General features: G+C 55.7%; 9 protein-coding genes. All 9 read left to right on the top strand.

The features are described from left to right. Position 1 precedes the first annotated feature (1 nt). The 9 genes from A3CW_RS0120385 (at position 2) to A3CW_RS0120350 (ending at position 19,512) form a co-directional block, all read left to right on the top strand. The gene (locus A3CW_RS0120385) at positions 2–4,267 is read left to right on the top strand and encodes an Eco57I restriction-modification methylase domain-containing protein (RefSeq protein WP_028205219.1); all 4,266 of its coding nucleotides are present in this window, start codon (positions 2–4) and stop codon (positions 4,265–4,267) included. Between the two features lie 29 nt (positions 4,268–4,296). Continuing rightward, on the top strand, positions 4,297–7,848 hold the full coding sequence (drmA, locus tag A3CW_RS0120380; RefSeq protein ID WP_154677989.1) for a DISARM system helicase DrmA: 3,552 nt from the start codon (positions 4,297–4,299) through the stop codon (positions 7,846–7,848). After that, positions 7,845–9,680, top strand: a complete 1,836-nt coding sequence (drmB, locus tag A3CW_RS0120375) for a DUF1998 domain-containing protein (protein ID WP_028205217.1) — start codon at positions 7,845–7,847, stop codon at positions 9,678–9,680. The genes drmA and drmB overlap by 4 nt, the downstream gene beginning before the upstream one ends. After that, on the top strand, positions 9,677–10,489 hold the full coding sequence (drmC, locus tag A3CW_RS0120370) for a DISARM system phospholipase D-like protein DrmC (RefSeq protein WP_028205216.1): 813 nt from the start codon (positions 9,677–9,679) through the stop codon (positions 10,487–10,489). The genes drmB and drmC overlap by 4 nt, the downstream gene beginning before the upstream one ends. A 109-nt stretch (positions 10,490–10,598) precedes the next feature. Further along, positions 10,599–13,946: an NERD domain-containing protein gene (locus A3CW_RS0120365; protein ID WP_028205215.1), complete on the top strand. Its 3,348-nt coding sequence runs from the start codon at positions 10,599–10,601 to the stop codon at positions 13,944–13,946. A gap of 67 nt (positions 13,947–14,013) precedes the next feature. Further along, on the top strand, positions 14,014–14,622 hold the full coding sequence (locus A3CW_RS51095) for a HEPN domain-containing protein (protein WP_081771737.1): 609 nt from the start codon (positions 14,014–14,016) through the stop codon (positions 14,620–14,622). 62 nt (positions 14,623–14,684) lie between these two features. Further along, positions 14,685–16,664: an SIR2 family protein gene (locus tag A3CW_RS51090; protein WP_081771736.1), complete on the top strand. Its 1,980-nt coding sequence runs from the start codon at positions 14,685–14,687 to the stop codon at positions 16,662–16,664. After that, positions 16,661–17,383, top strand: a complete 723-nt coding sequence (locus A3CW_RS0120355) for a hypothetical protein (RefSeq protein ID WP_028205213.1) — start codon at positions 16,661–16,663, stop codon at positions 17,381–17,383. The genes A3CW_RS51090 and A3CW_RS0120355 overlap by 4 nt, the downstream gene beginning before the upstream one ends. Further along, on the top strand, positions 17,380–19,512 hold the full coding sequence (locus A3CW_RS0120350) for an AAA family ATPase (RefSeq protein WP_081771735.1): 2,133 nt from the start codon (positions 17,380–17,382) through the stop codon (positions 19,510–19,512). The genes A3CW_RS0120355 and A3CW_RS0120350 overlap by 4 nt, the downstream gene beginning before the upstream one ends. Positions 19,513–20,092 lie beyond the last annotated feature (580 nt).

The raw sequence follows: 20,092 nt of genomic DNA, 5'->3' as shown, positions 1-20,092 counted from the left end.
CATGTCCATTGCTCGCCAACATAACGAATGGTTGTCGCTAGTTGAGGTTTCTGGACCGTTCCTTTCCTTGCCTGTGTTGTTACGAGTCTTTCCCCAAGGGCTGGACGCGCACGATGCTGAGATATCCAAGAACGCTCGCCTCGCATTCGGGGAATGGGAAGACCATCGGCAGGATGTCGCGATTCACACCGCATGGCTCGAGTTCGTGCTTAAACGCACACTTGGTTATCCGGATGACTATTTGCTCACAGGGCAGGCATTGCCAGATGGCTTAGAGGCGCGCCTTCACGAGCACGGCGAAACGCTCCGACCGACATATGCGCTTAAGGCACCAACCGAAACGCTTCCTCGCATTTTGGTGAGCGTATATTCAGCGAGCCAAGCGCTTACGAAGCCGGTACCCGGGACTGCATGGAAGACCGGGTCGCCAGACACACGAATGATGACGTTGCTGCATGCGACTGGGGTTCCGCTCGGCCTTGTGACCAACGGAGAGAAGTGGCTTCTGGTAGCGGCGAAGCCCGGCGAAACCACTAGCTACATCACTTGGGACGCGAGCCTCTGGTCCGAAGAACCACTTACCCTGCGAGCCTTTGTCTCTTTACTTGGAGTGGGTCGATTCTTCGGCGTGGCTCAGAACGAGACGCTTCCGCACATGCTCGCGGAAAGCGCGCTGAATCAACAGGAAGTCACTGACCAACTCGGTCAACAGGTGTTGAAAGCAGTAGAGGTATTGATTCAGGCACTTGACCGCATTGATGTCGAGCAGCAAGGGCGGTTCTTGGGCAATATCGGCGAGAGGGAACTTTACCAAGCCGCCCTCACTGTCATGATGCGCCTTGTATTTCTGTTTTCCGCCGAGGAGCGTGGACTTCTATTGCTTGGCGACGCGTTGTACGACCGCTACTACGCAATTTCGACGCTGCGCGACCAGTTACGAGAGGTATCCGATGAGCAGCTTCTCGAGCATCGGCACGACGCGTGGAGCCGATTTTTGGCCACCTGCCGCGTAGTCTACGGCGGAGTAGAGCACGATGCGATGCGCTTGCCCGCGTATGGGGGAGCCCTGTTTGACCCGGACCGCTATCCATTTTTGGAAGGCCGGAAAGCAGGTGCCTCGTGGGTTGATTACCCAGCAGTACCCATTCCAATCAACAACCGCACGGTATTGCATCTGTTGGAATCGCTGCAGTTCCTGCGAGTGCCCGTGCCGGGAGGCGGGATTGAGCGACGTCGGTTGTCGTTCCGCGCGCTCGATATCGAACAGATTGGGCATGTGTATGAGGGGCTGCTAGACCATACGGCTAAACGCGCGTCTTCACCGGTGCTGGGATTAAAAGCCAGTGGCGGCAACGATATTGAAATTGCACTCACCGAACTGGAGGAGCACGCAACCGCTGGCGAGGATGAACTCGTTGCGTTCTTGCGTGAGAACACCGGACGGACGCCGGCGGCTATACGCCGAGCGCTCGCGCAGGCCGGCGATGCCGATTCGCTTATGCTGCAATCGGCGTGCGGAGCGGCCGGTGGTCTCTATGACCGGGTCAAACGATACGGACTTCTCCTTCGAGAGGACAGCAACGGCTACCCTGTAATTGTGCAACAGGGCAGCGTCTATGTGACGTCAGGGTCCGACCGACGCAGTACGGGAACACATTACACGCCTAGAAGCCTCACCGAGCCTGTCGTAAAGGCGACTTTGGAGCCGCTTCTGTACGCACGCGTTGACCGGGGAGGCGAGCCCACACGAGACGAACTCAAGACTGCTGCAGAGATTTTGTCTCTGAAGATTTGTGATTTCGCATGTGGTTCTGGTGCATTTCTAGTCCAAGCGTGCCGCTACCTCTCAGAGCGACTGGTCGAGGCGTGGAACCGCGCCGAAGCGGAGCGACCAGAGGTGCCCCTCTTCGTCCCTGAAGCGTTGCCTGCTGGTTCAAATCACAGTGAACAGCTACTGCCGGTCGACGTGGAGGAGCGCCTCGCACTCGCTCGTCGTCTTGTCGCGGAACGCTGCTTGTACGGCGTAGACGTCAATCCAATGGCGGTGGAGATGGCGAAACTCTCGCTGTGGCTCGTGACGCTTTACAAGAATCGACCGTTTACGTTCTTGGACCACGCAATTAAATGCGGTGATAGCCTTCTGGGACTACATAGTGGCGCGCAAATTGAAGCATTTCACCTGCTACCCAATCGTTCGTCCGCGCAGTTACACGACTATATCAAGGCACAGTCAGCAGCCGTGTTGCAAGATGCAGAAGAAAAGCGTCTGGAACTTGAGCGCTTTACGGTGCTTGATATCGTTGATGCTGAAATCAAGGCTAGGCTTCTTGAGGAATCAGAGGCCGCATTGGAGAGCGTGCGCCAAATAGCTAACGCCGTTATTGGTGCTGGCCTTGCGACTGCCAGTAGCGACGCCGCACGTAGCTTGGAGTTGTTGGACGCCCAGCTAGAGGAGCGCCTGCTAGATTTGGGTGCTGCCTTTGATGGTGTAGACGTAGCCAAGAGTGAGTCGTCATCATGTCGCGGCCAATATGCTATGGCGGAGCGGATGCAGAAACGCGAATCGGTGCTGAAAAGTCGGCGTCCGTTTCACTGGCTTATCGAATTTCCAGAAGTATTTTTAAATAGTGAGAAAGCCGGCTTCGACGCTATCTTGGGAAATCCTCCCTTCCACGGAGGAAAGAAAATAAGCGGCAATTTAGGTACGGACTATCGAGAATTTCAGGTCTTGTTTCAAGCCGATGGCCGCCGTGGAAACGCAGACCTTTGCGCATATTTCTTTCTTCGTGCGACAAAGCTAGTGAGGGCGAATGGTCATATCGGCTTGCTCGCAGTTAATACAATTGCGGAAGGAGATACGCGACAAGTGGGCCTCGAGGCCATGCTTCAGCAGGGGTACAGCATATATGCCGCCCAAACAAGCTTTGCTTGGCCGGGCTCGGCATCCGTAGTGGCTAGCGCTGTCTACGTACGCCACGGACAGTGGGGCGGAATTTATCGACTGAACGGTCGCGCAGTGCCTACCATCTCAGCATTCCTTTCGGGTGAGGACGAATGGAGTCCCAAACCGCTCGATGCTAACTTGGGAAAGGCATTTCAGGGGTCGGTCGTGCTCGGTGTTGGTTTTACGGTCGATGAGACGAATGCGGCACAGCTAATCTCTCGGAACCCGAAGAGCGCGGAAGCGCTGTTCCCGTATCTGAACGGCGAAGACGTCAACACACATCCCGAACATCAACCGTCGCGATGGGTAATAAATTTTTGGGATTGGCCTCTTGCACGGGATGCCGAAGGAGACTGGGGTACTGCAAACGAGGAGCGAAAGACACAATGGCTGCGAGAGGGATGTGTTCCTGGCGACTACCCAAGCCGTGTGGCTGAAGACTTCCCTGAGTTGTTGGCCATAGTCAGGCAGAAGGTGAAGCCAGAACGGGAGAAATTGTCGCGCACCCCGAGTGCGGAGGGGTATCGAAGGAACTGGTGGCTATTTGGTAGAAACGCCAAAAATATGTATCACGCCGTCGGGCGGGGGCATGCGTTTGCGAAACATCCAAAGGACTGGAGCCCTTCCCTCTCACCACTTCCAGAAGTGATTGTGTACGCTCAAACGAGCAAGACTAAGTATCCGTTGTTTGTCGAGAATAATAAGGTTTTTGACCAAAAACTTGTGGTCATAGCTTCGGACTCTCGTGCTTTGTTTGCAGTTCTTACATCGAACATACACTACGTATGGGCGCATGCGCGTGGCGGCACAATGCGGACAGATGCGGTGTATAACCCCACTGACGTTTTCGAGCCGTACCCATTCCCAGCGACGGAGACGCCGCGATTGGAATCACTCGGGAGCACACTTCATGAGCGGCGAGCCCAAGTTATGAAGCGTGAGCAATTCGGGCTAACGAAATTTTATAACCGGTTTCATAATCCCGAGCAGAATGATGGGCAACTTCGCGACATCCGAGCCCTTCATGTCGAAATTGACGAGGCAGTGATGCAGGCGTATGGGTGGGAGGACATCGAGCTTGCGCATAGCTTTCACGCCGTCCCGTATTTGCCGGAAAGTGACAGGATTCGTTTTACGGTATGCGAGGAAGCAAGATTAGAGATTCTTAGGCGGCTGTCCAAACTGAACCGAGCGCGATACGACGAAGAACAAACGAAGGTCGCTGCTTCTATCCCAACCAAGCGTTCACAGGGAAGGTCAACTCGCGGGCGCGGACGCCGTTTAGAGCAAAGTGAGTCAGACGTTCAAGCAGGCTTATTTTGACGCAGATGCGCGCGAGTGAGGGGACACAAATGGCGGGGCTTGGTGATATGAAATCGATATTGGCGGGTGAGAGCCTGTCGCCGGTGCAGTTACGCGCCGAACTTGAAGAACTTGTCGAAAAAGAACTGCTCGGACCGCGTGGTGGGCCCGACGAGGAAGTCGCGGAAACCCGTGTTCAAGACCGTTACTTGGTAGGCATGTTGTCACCGCGTAACAGGCGTTTACGTGCGAACGAAATGGACGTGCTCGCGGACGATGAGTCAGCGTCCGGAGAGGACGGGCCTACGGACGACACACCGCTTCCTACGGACTCGTTGTCTCCGTCTTCGATAGGACTCACCTGTACCATAGCCGGAGAGGTTCAGTCAGTCGTTGTGACGGGACGATGGGGGCGCTATAAACGCGAAAGGAGTCCGACTCAGGTCAATGATAAGGGGAATCCGCTGACGGTCTGGAAGCGGTACCCGCTGGGCAACGTCGGCCTTCCAATCGCCCTCATCGAAGGCGATATTCCTCCTGTGCCTCTCGATAAGTTGCAGCCCGAGGTCTATCTCCAGGGAAGGGTTCGCAAGCTCAACGGCGACTGGGTTGTTTCGCTGTTCATGGTCAACGGGCAGACTGAAAGCGAATCCCTTAAAGACGAGATGTGGGTTTTCCAACCCGAACTTGAAGTTCGCGGTGCTGAGGAGGGGGCCGTCTTTCGACGCAGGCATTTGTTCCGTGACGAGGCGAAGGCTGACCCTGTGCAGCATGCCGAGCAGATGGCGCTTGAGATGCTTTATCGAGCACAGGTTGAATTCGCCGTGGGCCACGGGGTTGCTGTGCACGCAGACGTCGACCCGGGCGATTCCACAAAGTGTGTTCGTTTGCGGACGCGTGCGATACCGACATATGAAGTACCTCAGACGACACCGCCTACAGCAGAGGACATCCCTCGTTTGGCTGAGGTAGTTCTTGACATGAAAGCGCTCGCCGAAATGTCGGACGAGGAGCTGTTCCGGTCGCTTCGCGCATTGCCGGCCGCATATAAAGAATGGATTGAAAAAGAGTCGGCTCGAATCGACGACCCGAAGGAAGAGCTGGAGGCCTATCGCAAGGTTGCCGAGAGCGCTATCACCAACTGCGAAGTCGCGTGTGAGCGCATCGCGGCTGGTATCGAACTCCTCCAACAAGATGCCAAGGCGCTGAGGGCGTTCCGGTTTGCTAACCGCGCGATGTGGCAGCAGCGCAGCCACACGCTCATATCGGAGTCGAAGCGCGCTGGCAGAAAAGTGGGCGCTGAGGAGCTTAGCCGACCGGAAAACTATTCGTGGCGACCGTTTCAGTTGGCATTCGTGCTCCTCAATCTGCCTGGCGTAACGCAGCTTGACCATCCTGAGCGAAGCAGTGCGCCTTCGGCCATCGCCGATTTGCTGTGGTTCCCGACTGGTGGTGGTAAGACCGAGGCGTACCTTGGCTTGACGGCATACACGCTTGGCATCCGACGCCTTCAAGGCAGCGTGGCAGGACGACTGGGCCACGCCGGCGTCGCGGTCATCATGCGCTATACGCTTCGGTTGCTCACTTTGCAGCAGTTCCAGCGTGCCGCTGCGCTGATTTGTGCAAGTGAGGTCATCCGCCGAGGGTCGCCCGACGTTTGGGGCACGGAACCATTCCGCGTCGGGCTTTGGGTCGGCATGAAGACGTCGCCTAACACCGTCGCCGATGCACATCAATCGACGCTGGGCGGGCGTGGCGTTGGCATGGGCAGTGGTACGGGCTCTCCGCTACAGTTGACCAACTGTCCTTGGTGCGGTGAAGGTCTGGACCTTGGGAATGACGTAAAGGTGGAGACGTATGCTCAAGGCAGAGCGCGCGTGTTCACATACTGTAGCGACAGGCTAGGCCAATGCGAATTTAGTCGTGCGAAGGCACCGGATGAAGGAATTCCTGTCCTAACGGTGGACGAAGAAATCTATCGTCGACTGCCCGCGTTGCTGATAGCAACAGTTGATAAATTCGCCCAGATGCCCTGGAATGGCACGACGCAGATGCTGTTCGGTCAGGTTGACGGGTATTGCCCGCGCCATGGGTTTACTTCGCCATGTCTGGAAGATGCTTCGTCTCATCCGACCAAAAACGGACTACCAGCAGTAAGGGCTGTAGAGCATGGGCCGCTTCGACCGCCTGACCTGATTATCCAAGACGAATTGCACCTTATCTCCGGCCCGCTGGGAAGTCTCGTTGGGCTGTATGAGACGGCGGTGGACCAGCTGTGCTCCTGGAGCGTAGATGGAAAGGTCGTTCGCCCAAAACTGATTGCCTCTACAGCGACTATCCGTCAGGCAACGGAGCAGGTGCGCTCGCTATTTTTACGTGATGTTCGCGTGTTCCCACCCCAAGGGCTCGATGTTCGGGATAATTTCTTCAGCTTGCAGCGGGAACCTAGCGAACGATATCCGGGACGCCGTTATGTCGGGGTGAGCGCATTCGGGCGTCGACTGAAGGTAGCGCTGATTCGCGTCTATTCTGCTTATCTCGCGGCCTCTCAAGCGTTGTTCTTGAGGTACGGCAAAGCAGCAGACCCTTGGATGACGTTGTTGGGCTACTTCAATTCCATGCGAGAACTCGGCGGTATGCGCCGACTCGTGGACGACGACATTCGCGCACGTCTGCGCGATATGGATAGTCGTGGGCTCGCGAAGCGTCACACACCGGCCCTCGAGGAATTGACCTCGAGAAAGAGTTCGCGCGATATTCCCGCTTTGCTAGACCGACTTGAGTTTGCTCACGACCCACTGTTGCCGCCCCATGCTCGAGCAGCCAAAAAACCGCTTCGCGCGAACCCGCTTGACGTCGTTCTGGCAACGAACATGATTTCTGTCGGGGTCGACATCAAGCGGTTGGGTCTTATGGTTGTCGGTGGGCAGCCGAAGGGGACCGCCGAGTACATTCAGGCGACTAGTCGCGTCGGGCGAAACACGCAGGCTCCGGGTTTGGTTTGCACGGTCTATAACTGGGGGCGGCCGCGTGACCTTTCTCACTACGAGCGATTCGAGCACTACCACTCGACCTTCTATCAGCACGTGGAGGCACTTTCAGTCACGCCATTCGCAGCACGAGCGGTCGACCGAGGAATATCTGCAGTCCTCGCCGCATTGGTTCGTTTGCCTGCGTCCGAATTCAACGAGAACTTGGCGGCCGGACGATTGGACGGCTCGCACGCAATCGTGAAGGACGCAGTTAAGGCAATAACTGAGCGAGCCACGTCCGTAACCCAGTCGACGGCGCAAGGACAGCGGGTAGAGAAGCTGTTGAAGGCACGCATAGATTATTGGCTCAAGAAGGCTGCACCGAAGCCTGGCGGCGCTCGGCTGGGGTTTCAAGGCCAGAGGGACGGAACGACGGTTGCGTTGCTCGAGAAAACCGGAGCGGGAGATTGGGAAGAATTCACCTGCCTCGGTTCGCTTCGTGACGTGGAGCCGAGCGTTGGGCTAATCATGGACGATAAACCGCTCGACGACGGATACGGACAGGGATATTCGGCTCCATTGCCGGCGACCGCAAGTACCCCGCCGGCAACGAACGGAGGACAACAATGACAAAACACAAGGTCGGCGATATCCGACCCACGCAACTGCTGAACGTTTACGGTGTTGGCGCAATGATTGACCTCCCCAACATTGCCGGGATGGTTATGGGCTTGGACGATTGGGACACGACTCATTCTGTATTGGTCAGCGAAGAACGCCTGCTTCGCGCCGTACGGGCTCAACTCGGTAATCAGGTGGAGAAGCTATTGCTTCCGCCGGTGGAGCCCGACACTGCCTCTACGGACCCGCTCGGAACGGCAAAAATTGGGATACCGGTCGCGGCGTTTCCGCAGTGGTTTCGCTGTCCGTGGTGCGAACTGCTGGCACCAATCAGTTCTGGACTATTCGAGCTAAAAACGGACCCTTATCGGCCCGACCGCGCGCGCTTTGTCCATGCAAACTGCAGTAAGGCTGGACAGCCGCCGGTTGCACTTCCGGCGCGCTTCCAGATGGCATGCGGTCATGGACATCTGGATGACTTTCCGTGGTTGCGCTTTGTCCATCGTGGCGCGGCAACGTGCAATGGCCCATTGCGACTCAAGAAAATTGGCGCTTCGGACGAGGCTGTCGATTTGCTGGTCAAGTGTGATACGTGCGGGCTTGACCGACGCATGTCAGATGCTTTCGGTGAGGTTGCCGAAAGCGATGCTGTATTCGAATGTCGCGGGCGGCGGCCACATTTGCGAGATTTTGCACCAAGCGGCTGCGACGAGCATGCTGAGACTATGCTGCTTGGGGCGTCCAACAGTTGGTTTGGGATTTCTCTATCAGCACTTTCAATTCCGATGTTCGTGGACAAGCTGCCGCAGCTAATTGAGGAGCGTTGGGCAGTCCTGCAACATATTCCATCGCGGGAGACAGTCGGGGCCTTTAGGGCTGTTGGGAACCTGAAGGGTTTGGAAGACTACGGCGACGATGCCGTCTGGGATGCAATTCAAAACAAGAAGGACGGGACTCAGGCCGATGACGAGGACTGGAATCTGAAGTTGCCGGAGTGGAATGTCTTTGTAAGCGCAGACCCAACCGTTAATACTCGGGACTTTCAATTAACCCCCGTCGCTGCGCCGCACGGATACGAGCGATATTTTGAGAAGGTTGTCCGAGCGGAACGCTTACGAGAGGTGCGAGCGCTAACAGGATTCACGCGCATCGAGTCACCTGGCGACTACTCTGACCCTAGTGAAATTCCCGCTTCGTTGCGAGCACCGCTGGGGAGAAGCAAGCCAATCTGGGTGCCTGTCTCAGAAGTGCGGGGCGAAGGAATCTTTCTGCAATTTTCGGAGCAGGAAATACGTAAATGGGTGCGGCGAGTCGAAGCTCAAGACGAGGAGATGTTCCGGGCCCACGCCGCATGGCGTAGGGCGCGGCGCATACCCGAGCCTGAGAGCGGCTACCCGGGGATTCGCTATGCGCTGATTCATTCTTTCTCCCATGCGCTCATGCGGCAGTTGTCCATGGAGGCCGGGTACTCGTCAGCCAGCATCCGTGAGCGTATATACGCCCAAGATGGTGGGAACGACGAACCTGCAATGGCGGGCTTGCTTCTCTATACCGCAGCACCGGACAGCGAGGGAACTCTTGGCGGGCTTGTCTCGCTGGGCGAGCCGAACAGGCTTGGACGATTGATTAGGCTGGCGTTGGAGGAAATTCGACTTTGTGCTTCGGACCCGTTGTGCGGAGAGCATCGGCCCGCGCTCGACGGAACTTCCTCGCTACACGGTGCAGCCTGTCACGCGTGCATGTTTTCCCCTGAGACTTCATGCGAGCGCGGAAACAAATATCTTGACCGAGGACTCCTCGTCCAGACTATTGGTGGTGGCAACGTTCCTTTTTTTGAATGATGATGAGTCTGCCGACACCTCTTCTCGATGCGGTCGCGGATTTTTCCGCTCACGTCTCTTCCGATGCTGTTATAGCAATCGCGGTGCAGTTAAGACAACTGCGTGGAACTGAGAAAGTGGAGGCGGCGTTACTGCAGATGCAACGACGCCTACACCCCACGGCACGCACTAAGTTTCAGCTAGTCATCGAGGAATGGCGTTGCGGGACTCAAATTGTTCCGGCCGCCGAGCTCGCTGCGGCCATTGAAGGGGCTCTTCACCAAGCTACCAAGCTACGGGGTGAGAGTAGCGTCGAACTTGTATGGTCGGGTCCCGCCACTCCGTGGTCGGGATTTAGAAGTACAGAACAAGTTCTTCTCGAAGTGATAGGAGGCGCGCGACGGTCATTGTTCATCGTAACGTTTGCAGCCTATAAGGTTGGGGCCCTCGTTCAGGCAATAGAAGCTGCAGTCAAACGTGGCGTTAAAGTATCCTTTCTTTTGGAGGACAAGGAAGAAAGCGACGGCAAGGTCAAATTTGACGCAGCGCTTGGGCTCACTTTGTCCCGCCTCGAGCACGTTACGACCTACGTTTGGCCGCTGTCGAGACGACCACGAAGTAGTCAGGGTCTTCACGGTTCGCTTCACGCGAAGTTTGTGGTTGCAGATGACGACGTGCTGTTTGTGTCAAGTGCGAATCTGACCGACTATGCGATGAACCTTAACGTCGAATTGGGAACGTTAATGCGCGGAGGAGATGCTCCGAAGCAAGTAACCCTGAGCCTGGCAGCGCTTGTGCGAGACGGAGTATTTCGAGCTGCTGACCTGTAATCGGAGATGCGCGCCATTAGGTAAATGAGCAAGACTAATGGTGCGTTCAGGCGACCACAGATGTCTTTGACGGCGCAATGAAGGGCTCAAGACCAGGAACCTGAAAGGAGTGGGCGGAATCGTGGAGAGGGACGCGGTCGCAGCGGAGAATAGGTCATGTGTTGAACTCTATCTCGGGCATCAGATTGAGGACCGAACGGAGCTGAAGTTCCTGCGCCGCCTGCGCGTCGACCTCGCAGCTCTCGGTGAACCATGTCTCGTGCTAGGAAACTTCTATTGCGGCCCTTCGCGAACGCAGATTGACTTTGTTGTAGTGACCGCACGCAGTGCTACCGTGGTCGAACTGAAAGGTTACGGGCTGCCGGTCGAAGGTGGTGTTAACGGACACTGGAAGTCCGTGCTGCCGGATGGTCGACGGCGGGTGCTTGCGTCAAAGAACCCCTTCCAGCAAGCAGTTGATGCCCGCTACGCAGTCATAGACGAACTCACGAAGGACATAACGCTCGATTCAATGCGCATAAAACAAGGCGTTGGGGCGAATCTTTGCCTTTTCTTCGAGCCTCTTCCAGGCTGCAATATTCCAGGCGGTAACTTTAAGTGCTCCGTTGGTGGATATCGCCAGTTGTGCTCCCAAATACGCGCCCACCTCGCGAGTCCGCTATTGTTAGACACATGGCGAGCATTCGCATCCCGGATTGGCTTGGTGCGCCAGTCTGATGTCACCGAATCGACGGAGGCGGACCGGCTTGCTGCCGAGTACGCTTCCCAGTGGCAAGCTACGCTCTTGGCAGCCAGCAAACCTTTTGTCGCCGTATCGTTAGTCGTTGACGGACGAGACCAGACGCTAGGCGAGTGCGTCGAGCGGCTCAAGGAAGGCCGCAACCTGCTTATCGTAGGGAAATCCGGCTCCGGCAAAACTCGTGTTTTGGAAGAAATGTCGGCGCTTACCGCATCGGCCGGAATGTTGCCGATGGCAATTGAGGCACGGCTATTTGAGGGGGAGCTGCGCCCACTGTTAGAGCGTTCGGTCGCCTTATCAACCACGTTTTCCTTGAAGAGTGTGCTTGGTAATTCTAAAAGTACCGCCAACCCTGCTGTTGTGTTTGTCGATGGGTTGAACGAATGTCAGCCGAAACTTCAGTCGCATCTCCTGCGTGCTCTGTTCGCACTATATCGACGCTACGGACTCCAACTTGTCGTCGGGAGCCAGCGAGAAATTCCCATTCCATGGCTTCCCAACGACATTGCGAGCATTCCCGATGCGATGCCGTCGCATCTTCGAGCGGTGCTTGAAGCACACCTCTGTCGCCCCGCCAAGCCTGAAGAGCTCGTATCGTTGGAGGTCGTTGCGACCGCACACGACGCTGAGATTCTTGCTGGCGTCATGTTAGAGGAAAGCGGTTTGGATGGACGCTTCTCACTTTACAGTGCATTCACCCGGCAGCGGCTGGAGGTCTACGCAGGCGTAGGGCATCGAGCACTGGCCAGAGTCGCTTGGACGATAAGGGAGCGGTTTGCGTCAACAATATCCGAGCACGAATTGGTGCGTGAACTGACAGCGGTACTTGATTCTGCTGGTGAGGCGGAGCACATATGGCGTGCGGCAAGGAAAGGTGGACTAGTCGTTGTTCGGTCGGGGAGATGCTTTTTTAGGCACGAGCTGATTGCGGATTACTTCTGCACGGTGTTTTTGCTTGAGCAGTGTCGTGATATTCAACAGCTGGCCGAAGCGTTGGAAAGACCAATCAACCGGCCCCTAACTGAGTTTGCTGTTGGTGGCTGCGGCAGTGCCTTCGGTCTGGAGGCTCTGTTGGATTCGCCACCAATTGAACTGCTTGTTTCATGTATCGATGGCAAGTGCGGCGCGAAAGCGAAGTCTCTTGTTCTTGACCGAGTGCGCGATGCGCTTGACAGCGCTGCCGAAGACTATGAGAGGCTGAGCCTTGAGTTCGGCAGCGGAGAGGACGGGCGTCATCATGTAAGCGTACGTCTATCGGACGATGTCGAGTCCAGTATCTGCGGGAACTATCTGGCGGTCGTTCCACATGCGATATGTCATGGCCTATTGCCTGACGTCCTAGACGCATTTTCACGTGTCGATAGGCGCATATGGAACGAAGCGGAGCGCCTGCGCGCGGAAAATTTAAACGTAAAAATCGCATTTCGCCGACGCGCATACAACGCTGTCTATAGTCCGCCGGGGAGCCTAGTCTTCCGTGCCATGCACCAAATACAGCAGGGTTTTATGTCGCTGTATCGGTACAACGGCTCACCCGAGCTAAATGGGATGTTGTGGAATCAGTTGTCCGCGCACAAGGGCCTTCGACCCGGGCAGTTGCTCATCATCGTCGGGATGATAAATCGGTTGGAGCCAGTCGCTGACTGCATTCCCGATGATTCCGTCGATATCATCCGCTTTCTCTGGGATGCCGGCATTTACCGCCTACGACTAGATGTTGTCGACCTCGTTCGCCGGACCGGTCCTCTTCTTGACGAGGATGGGCAGAACGAACTCCGTGCGCTGCTGGATTCGTGGTTGACGGATGACGACCCGCTAACAAACTCACTAGTATTCGATGCATTTCAAGGCGTCGGAGGTCCGGAAACTGACCTGTCTGTCGAGTCGGTTCATCAAGAGTTTATAGCGGCGCTCGAGATGCCTCGCGGCCAATTGGCCTCCGAACGTGCTATGCATATGTATGTTTGTACCTTTGACCACCCTTGTGACCACCTGTACGGCGAGGCGTATCACGAACTGCTCACGGAAACTCAGCGTAGGGAGTTGCTGGTAAGAGCTGCGTTTGCCACGTACGCCGACTTGACAACACCGATGGTCATCCGCGAGCTCGCCAGGAGTCCGGTTCCCGAGGCAGCGCCATGTTTCCAAAAATTTGCCCGTGCTCCTGACTTGAGCGGTACTTGGGCGCAGTCGGCAGTTGAAACTTATCTCCTGTCAATCCGTGCGCTCGCCACCATGGGCGTTGGCCTCCCCTCTGTAGATGAAGACACTGTCAACGCATCGGCATGGTCCGTTGCGGCTGAGCTTCTCTATTGCCTAGCCGTGAAACCACTCGCGTCGAATTACGAAGAGCAAGCAATTCGTTGGGCGCAACTAGAACGCTGTGGTGTGGCCGACGCGTTCGACATAGTGGTACACGTCGAGAGGAGTTTTGGCTTCTACGACAGGGAGCAAAAGATTTCGTTCCTGCCGGCGTATGCCAATGGCGTGCGTAGGCTAGCGCGAGCGGTATTGACGGAGGGCTATCAACCCGCGACGCAATTCGCAAACCTCGCGCAATGGCACGACCTCCTAACTGAGCATCGAACTTTCGCGCTGGATTTATTGGGGGCGGTAGGACGTCAAACGGACCTTGAGCTCGTTAGAAAGTGGACAGAAGATGCGGCGTTGGGCAGGCATGCAATAGCCGCAGCGAAAGCACTTGAGTCTTCGGGCTAAATCAAGCGGACGTAGACTATTTTTTCAGAGTAGCAATTGGAGCGAATTGGCTAGACGGGGAAAATCAATGAGCGATACCGAAGACGATGAGCACTATTTTTATTCATGGCTAGCGACACGACCGACCCTAACGGAGGAGCGCAATCATCCGAATCATTGGTTCAACAGAGCGGCTGACCTGCGCGCATCAGCTGGAGCTCTTTGGTATGCAATCGAGAACGATTCCAAAGGACGGATTGCTGAGAAACTGGGATTCTCGTCCGGCTATAGCATGAATGTCGCGTGTTATTCCGTCTACCATATGATGTGCGGGCTCGCACTAGAGGTCATTTTGAAGGCGATTTTGGTTCAACGTGGCCATCCGTTTCCCAAGACCCATAGCTTGAGAACGCTGGTTAATGAAGTGGGTCTATCGAAGACAGAAGGTGAACTTGCAATGTTCGACTTCTATGAGCACGCAGTTTTGTGGGCTGGGCGATATCCTGTCCCTCTAAAATGTACAGACGACAAGCTTAAAAGCTATTGGTCGCTTGCAAGTGACGTGTTGACGTCGCCGGCGCAGCTATCATCGAACTCAAGTTTGAAAATTCGGACCAACAGCGGCGCAACGGACTGGGATAATTTCACCCGAATGTGGTCGGAGATATCGGGAATGTTCGAACACGGGGGACGATAAGGTCCGCCGTCTGCTTATGGGGGATTGAGCGTGGGTGCGAGCGTGCATGCGTAAGGTCAATAATGAAATCAAAGGCTGAAAACTCGTTTGGCTATCTCGTCAACCGGATTCTTCATCGTCGGTCCGTGCCTCTCGTCGGCGCGGGTATTTCCGTGCAGTCAACAAAGGATGGCCAGCCATGGGATGGCCACAAGATATGGGAGCTAATTGATAGGGCGCTGAAACCAACGCTTAGTGCCCGCTTGACGCGGTTCGGAAAGGATTCGGCTAAATTTCGCGCATGTGCGCTCTGCAACGACTGCTTTTCACACGAAGTCTGCTACCAGCAAGCGTTTCGTGACCTTGGGGTCCCAACCTCGTCCAATTGCTTTCTTTGCGATTTGCGGCTGGCGAAGGAGCAAAACGCGCTAACGAAAGCATGCGAGGCGTTTCTTTGGGAGCATGGGGGAGCGAATCAGGTCGCCTACGAGAAGCTCGTTAGCGCTCTGCAGATTGAGGAATTCACGAACCTCGACCCAAGGCCGGCACATTTCTATCTCGCATATCTAGCGCGAGAAGGGCTCATCACCGAAGTCGTGACGACAAACTACGACTGCAATTTGGAGCGCGCATACCAAAAAACATGGCGCAACGAGAGTGCTTGTAAGGAGACGTTGACACGTGCTGTTTTCGACTTAGATACATTCGCTGCGTACGCGGCGATAAGCTCCGAACGGCGGCCTGGAGAAGACACGGCCCATGTTCTTCGCGTCTACAAGATAAATGGCTGCGCGGGACAGTTGAAAGAGAATCCAGGTCATGCCAAGGACATCTTGTTGACGGCCTCGCAGCTACAAGACTGGCGGAAACGTAAATGGGCAGCAGACTACTTTCGAACGAAGGTCCGTACATCTTCGCTCGTAACGATTGGGTTTGGAAGCGACGAGCCGCAGGTAGTGCATACACTGCAACAGGTGCTCGAAGAGTTCTCGGAACTGACTAAAAGACAGCCTGCGCCAATTTTCGAGGCCGAGAACGCCCCCGTTGTAACTGCGTACGAGCACTATCCAAGTTTTCAGCAACTGCAGCTAGTGCATGGTTTTGCGGCGTGGTGGACGGGCGTTGCAACCGATGGCGACGCGCTCGTCATCGGCCCGTACGAACGAGCTGAGCGGAGCGATGGCCCTGAACCCCCATTGGATGCTCCAGTGTGTTTGCCAGCGGACCGATTGTGGGCAGATGTATTTCAAATGGTATTCGCACGGCTGCTCTGTTCGAAACTGCGGGATGCCGCTCTAAGTGAAAATTCAGCATTTACAGCGATAATTCCACATGCAGACAAATTGCTCCGGGCGTTGGCAGCTGCGCTGGACGCTTGCACGGCGCAGCAACTTCGCAACCCGTCCGCTGCTGGTCATTGGCTCGCCGAGGCAGGGGGGCTTTTAGATGCGACTTCACCGCCGCGTCCGGCGCTCAGTCGGTGCATAAGTCATGTCCGGGATGCGGGAGCGCATCCAGACTACTATTGTGCAGTTAGCGACCATCCTAGTCTTGCAGCAGAGCTGGCGTTGCTGTTTTCACTTCTTCGTACAGAGCAAGCCGTGGCCCCATCGGCGTCAGCCGTAGAGCACAAATGGTGGGGCCGCGTATCCTTATTACCAGGTGGTCCGATTGAGATACGCCTACCTGCCGCGACCGGCGGCGAGGACAGGGACATCGCTTTGTATGTTTCTGGTCGGCGTCAGGTTGAGGACGGAGCATCAATGACGATTCCGATGCGCGCTGGGCCGATGCAGCGAGTGGAACTCATTGTTGGCATGTCGGGTAGCACCAGAAGGTTAGCCGACCGCCGTGCCTACGTGGTCGACGGAGCTACGCGTAAGCCAATCGTGATTGTGAGAACCGATTGGCGGACGATTTTCCCAGTCTCCATGGCCGAAGCGTCCCTGCCAGAGGTCGCGCAGCGCCTTCAGGAAGTTGTCCGGTTCCCAAGTAAGTTCCGACGTCGGCTGGACTCTAGCATCCGCACCAATCCACTTCTTCAGCGTCGAGCCGCGTTATGACCACCACCCAGACTAGCATGGCCTTTGCATTATCAGACGAGATGAGAGATGCGGACGTCGGTCGCGTCTACCTTCGTGAGCATCGATGGCTGGTATGGAATCGGTTGTTTGTGTCGCCTGTGATGAGCGTCGTCGATGCGACGTCCCATATTATTAAGCCTGACGCAGTAGACGATTTGAATGAAGCTTCAATGTTGCGTGATGAAATCTGCGACCTTGTAGATAGCTTGTCATCTGCGGGCATTACTTCGCCGGTGACCTTGGTTATCCGATGTGAATCAAATATGTTTCCGCACTGGCATCGCATGGCAGGCGACCAAGATTGGCTGCGTGGCACGTTTTCTATCTACCCTTACGAGGCAGAGCGCTACACCGCTGCGGGATTTTCCGACGCTGGTCAATTTACGTCGTTTATCACCGATTCTTCAGGAAGTGACGTAAGTCGCTACTCGCTCCGTTCGCTAACAGAGGAGGAATATCTAGAAGCTGTTTGGGCGCGGACGACCTCGGAAGCGAAGGAGGATTCGCTGCTATATCTGCTCGCTAAGAGGGTACTGGCGGCGTATGGAGAGGGCGGAATAGCTGTTGCGGGACAACCTGTCGGTCAGTCGCAGGCAAAGCGCGGCGTTGCCCGTTGGCTTAAAGAGGATGTGCTCTCGCGGGCGTCGGAGCTTCTACAGTCCGACGGTGCAGGCTCGGTAGGAGGAGATGGAACGTGAGACCGATAAATTCATTGAAGCTGCATAATTTTCGGGGGTTTTCGGGAGAGCACACTGTAGACCTCGACGCCGACCTCGTTCTGGTTACGGGGAAAAACGGAACGGGAAAGACCAGTTTGCTTCTCGCAATCGATTTGCTCCTCAACGGGCCAACGAGTCTCATCCAAAACACGGCAGATTTGAAAACCTCAACGGCGACCAGCGGGCGCTTGGAGCTCATGGGCCACAGTCCGCTGCAGGTCGACCTTTCGAGTCTACCAGCGCGGAGAGCGTACGCTGATTTGCTCGAGCGTGCGCAATTTTTCTTTCCGGAGGGGCTCGTCTCTCCCGAAAACTCGCAGGACATTCTATCCATCGTTGCCCCGACGGCGACTGCATGGCAAAGCATTCGTGGAGCGCTGGAAGATGCACAATTTGAGCTGACGACGGCGAAGACAGCTATCTTCGTGCAACGATTTGATGTTGAGCGGGAGAGAAGAACTGTTGCCCAGCGCTTTGAGCAAGCGAAGAGCAAATTTTCATTGGAGGATGCGCTCGACTTTCCTTGGGTTGCGACGGTCCTCGATTCACAGAGCTTACTCATTCAGAGTGGGAATCTTGCCAACTACTGGCAGAGTCAGCTACGAAATCTACTTGATAAGTTGGCTGAGGTGGCCGGGCTAGACACGCCTATAGCTACAGCTACAGAGACAGACCGGGTCTTGGATTCGATTGGGCAGGCATGCGAGGCGCTTCGTTCGAAGGTTGAATCATCAAAGCCTGTTGATGCGTACGGTCACGCCCCTGTCGACGCCTTGCGCAGGACATTGGGGAACGTCGATTCAGACTGGGAAATAGACTGGTCCGAACTTTTCGGACCGAAGGCGCAAGACGAGATATCTAAGGCAAGTGAGATAGAAAAGCAGTTTGCTGAGAATCAGCAACGGCTCTCTGTTATACGCGAGCAACGAAGCCGGCTTGAAGTCGGCTCAAACGCACTCGCTCCGTCCCTAGAGCAGATAGGCGAGCAAGCGGAAGGTTGGCTTGAGTCATTGAGAGGGTTGCCCGAGTCCATGCGGGACGAAGGAGCACAACTTGAGTCGTGGCTCGGTGACCTCCTGATTTCTGCCCCATCACTGGCGGCACAGGCTCGGGCTATTGCCGAAAAGCTTCGACAGTCGGAGCTTGAGAAGCTCAGTGAAGTAGCGCTCGCTGAAGCCACAATCAAGGAGATTCATAATCGGCAAACTCTGCGAAGCTATATTTCTCCGGTAAAGGACGAGGAGTGGGCTTATACGGCAGCTACTGTTGGAGAACTTTTGGAGCGAGCCGAGAATCGTGCAACGGAGCATCGTCAAACGCGGTCCTCGCTCGACCGGGTGACGGTCGCGCTTGGCGAACTTGCTACGGCTGCACGGTCATGGGCAAATCTAGAGCGAGAGATTGAGCGCCAAAGCCTGGCGATTGGTAGCAAGGAAAAGCGGGTAGAGGCTGAAAGGCTGATTATTGAGGCTGAACGTACGCTCAAACGGGCAACTGGAAAGGACAGTGTATTCAGCATGACGTCGGCTATCGATGAAGCGCAGTTGCGCGAGTTGCTGCGCTCACTGAACCGCCTTTTGGCGCGCTTCCACTTTCCATCCGATTTTTTGCCGATTCAATTACAAATCGTATCGAAGTCGGCAAAGGTACCGAACTACCGGTTCGTGTCTGCGCGCGGGCCCGAGTATGCGGGGCTTTCTACCGGGCAGAAGACCCAACTGGCAGTATGCTGGACGGTCTGCCTGTCCTATGCGTTACGAGACAGGATTACACATCCAATAGTCGCTTTTGACGATTTCACTACTGCGCTAGACATGGGGCAACTGATACCAGCTTCAGGAATATTGCGGCAGCTTGCGTATTGCGAATCGGACGAATACCGCCGTCAAGTAATTGTAACGAGCCACCACGAAGACCTGACCAACCGGCTTCTCGATTACCTTTTGCCACCGAAGGGGCGGACGATGAAGGTGATTGAAATGCTCGAATGGACACCGGAAAGCGGCCCCGAAATGCAGGTGTATGACGTAAAACCTGCTGTCCAGCAGGCATCTCCAGTCGAGTTGGCTGGCTGGCTAAATGCTCAACTGCAAGGTCGTCCTGCATAGTCGTGTCTCGGTACGTCTTCACGAAGTGGTGTGAACAAATGCGCTTCGTGGTGAGTTGGCATTCACCGCGAGGCTCTGCCAATGCATCGTTCACATCCCTCTCGCTAGTCGGTAACAACCAGGAGTTGACTTGTTGGACGCACCGGCATCGTCCTTGGCTGTCGGGGGGGGTGAGTTCTTGGCGAGGTGATGTCAGCGGCGCTTGATGCGGGGAGCCGCCGGAGTCCTATCACAGTGCTCATCGACGTCTCGCGGCTCTGAGCCTCAAATCGGCACCCGTCAAAAGGCGTAGTTCCGAACGTACTGACGACAGGACAACTCACGCGTCTGGAAAATGCAGCCGCCAAATGTGGCTTCGATTTGTCGCCCTAGTAAGAGGCGAGTCGCTTCGAATGCGCTCGAATCAGTTCCTGAAACGGTCCTCGTCCGTAGCTTGCGGGATGACGAATTCGATGTGCAAATCGCTGTCGGTATGATTCAGCGTTAGATATGATGGTGCCCCATTTGTTCTGCGTTGCGCTGGAGACGTTATTCCGGCGGAAGGAGCCCTCCCGAAAGACGGGAGAGCAGATGCGCTGCA

Source organism: Paraburkholderia nodosa DSM 21604, assembly GCF_000519185.1.
GTDB lineage: Bacteria > Pseudomonadota > Gammaproteobacteria > Burkholderiales > Burkholderiaceae > Paraburkholderia > Paraburkholderia nodosa.
Note: the sequence above shows the minus strand (reverse complement) of the source record. Positions and strands in the feature narration are given on the sequence as shown.